This window comes from Microbacterium sp. (assembly GCF_049661145.1).
Lineage (GTDB): Bacteria > Actinomycetota > Actinomycetes > Actinomycetales > Microbacteriaceae > Microbacterium.
Map to the genome: position 1 here is coordinate 1 of NZ_JBASZT010000335.1, position 5,553 is coordinate 5,553.

Consider the following 5,553-nt stretch of genomic DNA (forward strand, 5'->3'; position numbering starts at 1 on the left):
GGGGTCGCGGTGTAGTCCCCATTGGGTTTCGTCTTTGACGGGATGATGTCGGGGGCAGGCGGGGGTGAGGTTGTCGGCGCTGGTGGTCCCGCCGTCTACCCACCGGATCCGGTGATCGATGTCACAGGCGCCATCCCGTCGGGCAGCGGGTCCACCCACACCCGCCGGCCCTCCACCGCGCGGCGGTGCCGCTGCTCCAGGGACTCCCGGTGGACCCGCTCGCGGGCGGCGCGCGCCCGGAGGCGGAACCTCCCCGGCGCGAGGGTGGTCGCCGGGACCCGGATGGTGTCGTCGAACGCGCCCCACGACGCCGGGTCGTCGCCGGGGAGGGACCCAGCGAGCTCCACCATGGTGGTGGTGTTCTGTTCGGACACGTCCCCGCGCACACACGCCTCCCACACGCGGGGGCACCGCCCGGTCAGCACCGCGACCCGGTGAGCGCGACCCCGGACCTGACCGTCCGTGAGGTGCACCCGCGCCCCGATATCCGCCGCCGCAGCGCGGACGGCGAGGTCCCGTCGGCGTTTCCGCACCGAGTGGACCGTTTCGCCCTTCCGCGGCTGCCACAGCGGATCGACGGTCGGGTCCGGACCCACCCACGGCACCGGGTCAGCCGCGGCACGCACCAGCATCCGGTGAAACAACACATCCTGCTCGGCGTTCGCGGCCCTCGCCCGGCGGGCGGCAGCCTCGATCTCCGCCATGTCCTGCACCAGCGACCCCGCCACATGCAACCCGTCAGCCTCCGACGACACCACATCAAGGTCGTCGTCCCACACCGCGTCGAGCATGGGAGCAGCGTCAGCGACCAACGCGTCGAGGTAATCGGACACGGCATCCGGCCCACCCCACAGTTCCTCCAACGGATCAACATCCGCCGAGGAGAGACGTGCCCGGAACCGGTTCATACCCCCCACGATAAGCAGGACCTCCGACATTGAGACCCGGAAAGCTCAGCCCCCACGACCCCTCGAAGATCACAGAACCATAACGAAATCCGAGCGGGTTCAGGCACGCCTCTTGAACGGGCTCACCAGTCCGCAGGCCCCGCGGCGAACCCGTTCAGCTCGGGCAGCACCTCGTCGCGGAAGAGCTCGAGGCTCGCGATCCACTCCTCACGCGGGCGCAGGTCGGGGTGCCCGGGGATGGAGATCGCGCTGAAGCCGTAGGCCTCGTGGTAACGGGCGAGCTTGTCGATCGCCTGCTGCGGGCTGCCGATCAGCAACGAGCTGCGCTCCACGAAATCTTCGAAGGAGTGGAACGTCACGTCGGGATCGAAGTTGTTGAACGTGTCGACGCGCCCGAAGAAGCGGTCATAGAACGGGCGTACCGCCTCGAGCGCATCCTGCGAACGCTCGGTGACGAACACCTGGAAGCCGGCGCCGACGAGCGCGTCGACCGGATCGCGCCCCGCTTCGAGCCACGCCGCGCGGTACCGCTCGACGAGCGGGCGGTAGCCTTCGACCGACTTCTGCAGGTTCGCGATCCAGATCGGGTCGCCGTACTCCGCGGCGAGCTCCACGGTGGCCGTCGAGGTCGACGAGCCGTGCCACGTGCGGATGCGCTCCTGCAGCGGCTGCGGGAACACCCTCGCACCGCGCAGCGGCGAATGCCGGATGCTGGGGCGCCCGGTCGGCGGATCCCAGTCCACCGGCTCCCCCGACCACAGCGCCCGCAGCAGGCGGTAGTTGTCGTGCTGCGTGTCCCACGCCTGCTCGCGCTCGATGCCGAACAGCTCTGACTGCTCGGGGCCATTGCCCTTACCCACGATGAGTTCGAGCCGGCCGCCCGACAGGATGTCGAGCGTCGCGTAGTCCTCCGCGACGCGGACGGGGTCGAGCACCGACAGCAGCGTCACCCCGGTGAAGAGCTTGAGAGTCGTGGTGCGCTCGGCGATCGCCGAGAGGATGACAGGCGGCGCGCTGGACAGAAACGGATCGTGGTGCCGTTCCCCGACGGCATAGCCGTCGAACCCGAGCCGCTCGAACAGCACGGCGTTGTCGAGCACACCGTCCAGGCGCTGCTTCGGAGTCGGCACGACCCCGTCGGCGCCAGGACCGTTCGCGATGATGTCCAGCCCGATGACCCTGACCACGCTCAGACCTCCCCGTCGGCGGCCGCGCCCGGTGTACGCACCGCGGCGAACACCGTGCGTCGGCGCAGCGCGAAGCCGAGGCGCTCGTAGATGGCGATGGCTCCCGTGTTGGTTCCGGCCGCGTGCAACAGGGCACGGTCACCGCGCTGCTGGATGTGGTACGCGACGTCGAGCACGAGCCGTGACGCCAGTCCCTGCCCGCGGTAGTCCGCGTCGGTGGAGACCGCGCTGATCTCGGTCCATCCTTCGGGATGCAGACGCTCGCCCGCCATCGCGACGAGGCGCCCCTCACGGCGGATGCCGATGTAGCGCCCGAGCTCGTGGGTACGCGGCCGGAACGGCCCGGGCTGGTTGCGCGCGACGATCGCGAGCATGTCCTCGGCATCCGCCGCGCCCAACTCGACCGCCTCCTCGAACGGGCGCGGCTGCAGGGCCGGAGTCTGCACGAGCTGCACGCCCTCGCCATACCCGAGCACCTCCCAGTCACCAGGAATCTCGCCCTGCACAGCTGACAGCCCCACCTCGGCGCCGGGGCCGACCAGTTCGGCCAGGGCGTCCCACGTGTGCGGGTCGTCCCAGGTGCGCACGGCGACGAAGGGCGCGACGTCCTCCGGATAGCGACGCACCAGGTCGCCGCCGATAGCGAATGACGCGTGCGGACCGGTGAGGGCATGCCACGCGGGATTGTCGAGGACGACGGCATCGGCGTACGGCGCGTCGACAGAATCGACCGCGGGTGCAGCATCGGGCATTCGCACACTGTGCGCCACTTCGCCGCCGATTCCCAACCGGATGACGGTGCATGACGTGGCGCTACGGAAAGTGACGACGCGACTCGTCGGCGCCGGGCGTGCAGCGCAGGCTTTCTGCCCAGTCCGAGTTCCCGAGCGGGCGCACCACTTGCAGCACATCACGACAGCAGCACACCCCAGCGAAAAGAGGCCGCCATGAGCGCAACCGCGCCACAACGCGCGTCCGGTCGCGCCGCCCTGCGCTACCTCGCGTCGCGCCTCGGTCAGGCGGTGCTCGTGCTGTGGGCTGCCTACACGGTGTCGTTCATCGTGCTGTGGGCGCTGCCGAGCGACCCCGTCGCGCTGCTGGCCGGCGGCGACGCGAGCGACGTGTCGCCGGAGCAGCTCGAGGTCATCCGCGCCCAGTACGGGCTCGACCGGCCTCTGTGGCTGCAGTATGTCGCGCAGCTCGGCGCCGTCGTGACCGGACATTTCGGCTCGTCGATCGCGACCGGCCGCCCCGTCGCCGACGTGATCGGCGAAGCGATCTCACCGACGCTGCAGCTCGCCGGTCTGGCGTTGGTCATCGCGGTCGTCTTCGGCGCGGGCCTCGCGATCCTCGCGACGTATGTGCGAAACGGCGCGCTGGCCTCGTTCCTGCTCGGCCTGCCGCCGCTGGGGGTCGCGGTGCCGTCGTTCTGGTTCGGCCTCATGCTCATCCAGTGGTTCTCGTTCCAGTTGCCGTGGTTTCCCGCGGTCGGCGACAAAGGCCTCGCGGCGCTCGTGCTCCCCGCGATCGCTCTCGCGCTTCCTACCAGCGCCGCGATCGCACAACTTCTGGCCAAGAGTCTGCGCACGACACTGGGTGAGCCGTATATCGACACCGCGTGGGCGAAGGGAGCCGCGCGCCCGCGCGTGCACTTCCGTCATGCGCTGCGTAACGCGGCACTCCCGGCGCTCACGATGACAGGTCTCGTGGTCGGGCAACTGCTGTCGGGCACGGTCGTGACCGAGACCGTCTTCTCACGCCCCGGCGTCGGCCGCGTCACCGCCGTCGCCGTGCAGCAGCAGGACATCCCGCTCGTGCAGGCCATCGTCCTGTTCGCCGCAGCGGTCTTCGTGCTCGCGAACCTCGTCGTCGACCTCGTCTACCCGCTGCTGGACCCGCGCATCGCGTTGACCCGAAAGTCTCGCCACCCGAGGCAGACTGCCTCGCCCGCCCCCACGGGGCGCGGCAGCGCCCCTAAGAACCTGACGAGTGCGCCACGCCGACGTCGTGGGACGGATTCCGGCGGCACCTCGACCGGTTCCGGTGCCCCCGACCAGGATCACGCGCGAACGACCGAGACATCGAAGGCGGTGCCGGCGTGAGCGAGACCACTGCCCTACTACCCGACAACACGCAGCATCCCTCCGAGACGTTCGGCGCGACCGCGGCGGATCGCTTCGCAGACGCCGTGGCCGACCGCACCCGGAGAGGCGGGCAGCCGGGCACGGCCACAGCGAAGTCGCGTCGGTCGCGAACGCTCGGCATCCTGCTGCGCCGACCCCTCGTGCTGCTGTCGCTGCTATGGCTGACGCTCGTCCTCATCGCCGCCGTGTGGCCGGGGCTGCTCGCCCCGGGCGATCCTCTCGCCGGGGTTCCCGCCGACAAACTCCAGGCGCCGTCGCTCGCGCACTGGTTCGGCACCGACCAGATCGGACGCGACCTCTACACGCGCGTCGTGCACGGCACGTCACTCACGCTGTCGGCGGCGGCCATCGCGGTGCTCGTCGGGATCATCGCCGGTTCGCTCCTCGGACTCGTCAGCGGTTTCACGGGCGGGCGCGTGGATGCCGTCATCATGCGCATCGCCGACGTGCTGCTGTCGATCCCCAGCCTGCTCCTGTCCCTCGCGCTCATCACCGCCCTGGGGTTCGGCACGGTCAACGTCGCGATCGCCGTCGGCATCGCAAGCGTCGCCTCCGTCTCGCGCATCATGCGATCCGAGGTGATCAAAGTGCGCGCCTCGCCGTTCGTCGAAGCGGCACAGGCATCGGGCAACACGTGGGGACGCATCCTGTTCCGGCATGTGCTCCCCAACTCCGCGGGTCCCGTGATCGTCCTGGGGGTCCTGGAGTTCGGCACGGCGATCCTCGCCGTCTCGGCCCTGAGCTTCCTCGGCTACGGCGCGCCGCCGCCGGCACCCGAGTGGGGCGCCCTCGTCTCGGGCGGACGCGACTACTTGCGCACCTCGTGGTGGCTGACGACGCTGCCCGGTCTCGTCATCGCCGTCACGGTGCTGGCTGCGAATCGTCTCGCGCACGGACTCGACACGGTGGGGGGATCACGACGATGAGCACGGGACAAGAGTTGCTTCGGATCGACTCCCTGTCGGTCGCCTACCGCACCGGCGAGGGACAGATCGACGCCGTCCGCGACGTCAGCCTTTCGGTGGACGCCGGCGAGACCGTCGCGATCGTCGGCGAGTCGGGTTCCGGCAAGTCGACCACGGTGCACGCCGTCATCCGGCTGCTGCCGAGCGCTGCATCCATCCCGTCGGGAACGATCGAGTTCGAGGGGCGCGACCTCGTCTCGGCATCCTCCCGGGCGCTGCGCGCCATCCGCGGCCAGCGCATCGGCTTCGTCCCGCAGGACCCGACGGTCAGCCTCAATCCCGTGACGCGCATCGGCGCCCAGGTCGCCGAAGTGCTGCTCGTGCATGGCCTCGCCGACCGGCGCACCGC

The 5,553-nt window shown here is 70.2% G+C and carries 7 protein-coding genes; 3 read left to right on the forward strand and 4 right to left on the reverse strand.

The window, feature by feature from the left end:
• The 4 genes from WBP48_RS13855 to WBP48_RS13870 all read right to left on the reverse strand — a co-directional run.
• On the reverse strand, positions 1-159 hold a 159-nt coding region (locus WBP48_RS13855; RefSeq protein WP_424441344.1), incomplete at its 3' end, for an HNH endonuclease signature motif containing protein.
• Positions 96-908, reverse strand: a complete 813-nt coding sequence (locus tag WBP48_RS13860) for a DUF222 domain-containing protein (protein WP_424441338.1) — start codon at positions 906-908, stop codon at positions 96-98. The genes WBP48_RS13855 and WBP48_RS13860, both read right to left, overlap by 64 nt.
• Before the next feature lie 122 nt (positions 909-1,030).
• Entirely contained in the window at positions 1,031-2,095 is a 1,065-nt protein-coding gene (locus WBP48_RS13865) for an LLM class flavin-dependent oxidoreductase (protein ID WP_424441339.1), read from the reverse strand.
• 2 nt (positions 2,096-2,097) lie between these two features.
• Positions 2,098-2,847: a GNAT family N-acetyltransferase gene (locus WBP48_RS13870; protein WP_424441340.1), complete on the reverse strand. Its 750-nt coding sequence runs from the start codon at positions 2,845-2,847 to the stop codon at positions 2,098-2,100.
• A gap of 195 nt (positions 2,848-3,042) precedes the next feature.
• Between WBP48_RS13870 and WBP48_RS13875 the strand changes: the two genes are divergently transcribed.
• From WBP48_RS13875 to WBP48_RS13885, 3 genes are all read left to right on the forward strand, one after another.
• Positions 3,043-4,197: an ABC transporter permease gene (locus WBP48_RS13875; RefSeq protein WP_424441341.1), complete on the forward strand. Its 1,155-nt coding sequence runs from the start codon at positions 3,043-3,045 to the stop codon at positions 4,195-4,197.
• Positions 4,194-5,165, forward strand: coding sequence for an ABC transporter permease (locus WBP48_RS13880; protein WP_424441342.1), 972 nt, complete (start codon positions 4,194-4,196; stop codon positions 5,163-5,165). Before WBP48_RS13875 ends, WBP48_RS13880 begins: the two co-directional genes overlap by 4 nt.
• A partial coding sequence (locus tag WBP48_RS13885) for an ATP-binding cassette domain-containing protein (RefSeq protein ID WP_424441343.1) occupies positions 5,162-5,553 on the forward strand: 392 nt, incomplete at its 3' end. The genes WBP48_RS13880 and WBP48_RS13885, both read left to right, overlap by 4 nt.

What these genes read in the sequence shown, in the direction of transcription:
- WBP48_RS13860 (WP_424441338.1), bottom strand. Translation starts at nt 908, where the DNA reads ATGAACCGGTTCCGGGCACGTCTCTCCTCGGCGGATGTTGATCCGTTG.
- WBP48_RS13870 (WP_424441340.1), bottom strand. Translation starts at nt 2,847, where the DNA reads ATGCCCGATGCTGCACCCGCGGTCGATTCTGTCGACGCGCCGTACGCC.
- WBP48_RS13875 (WP_424441341.1), top strand. Translation starts at nt 3,043, where the DNA reads ATGAGCGCAACCGCGCCACAACGCGCGTCCGGTCGCGCCGCCCTGCGC.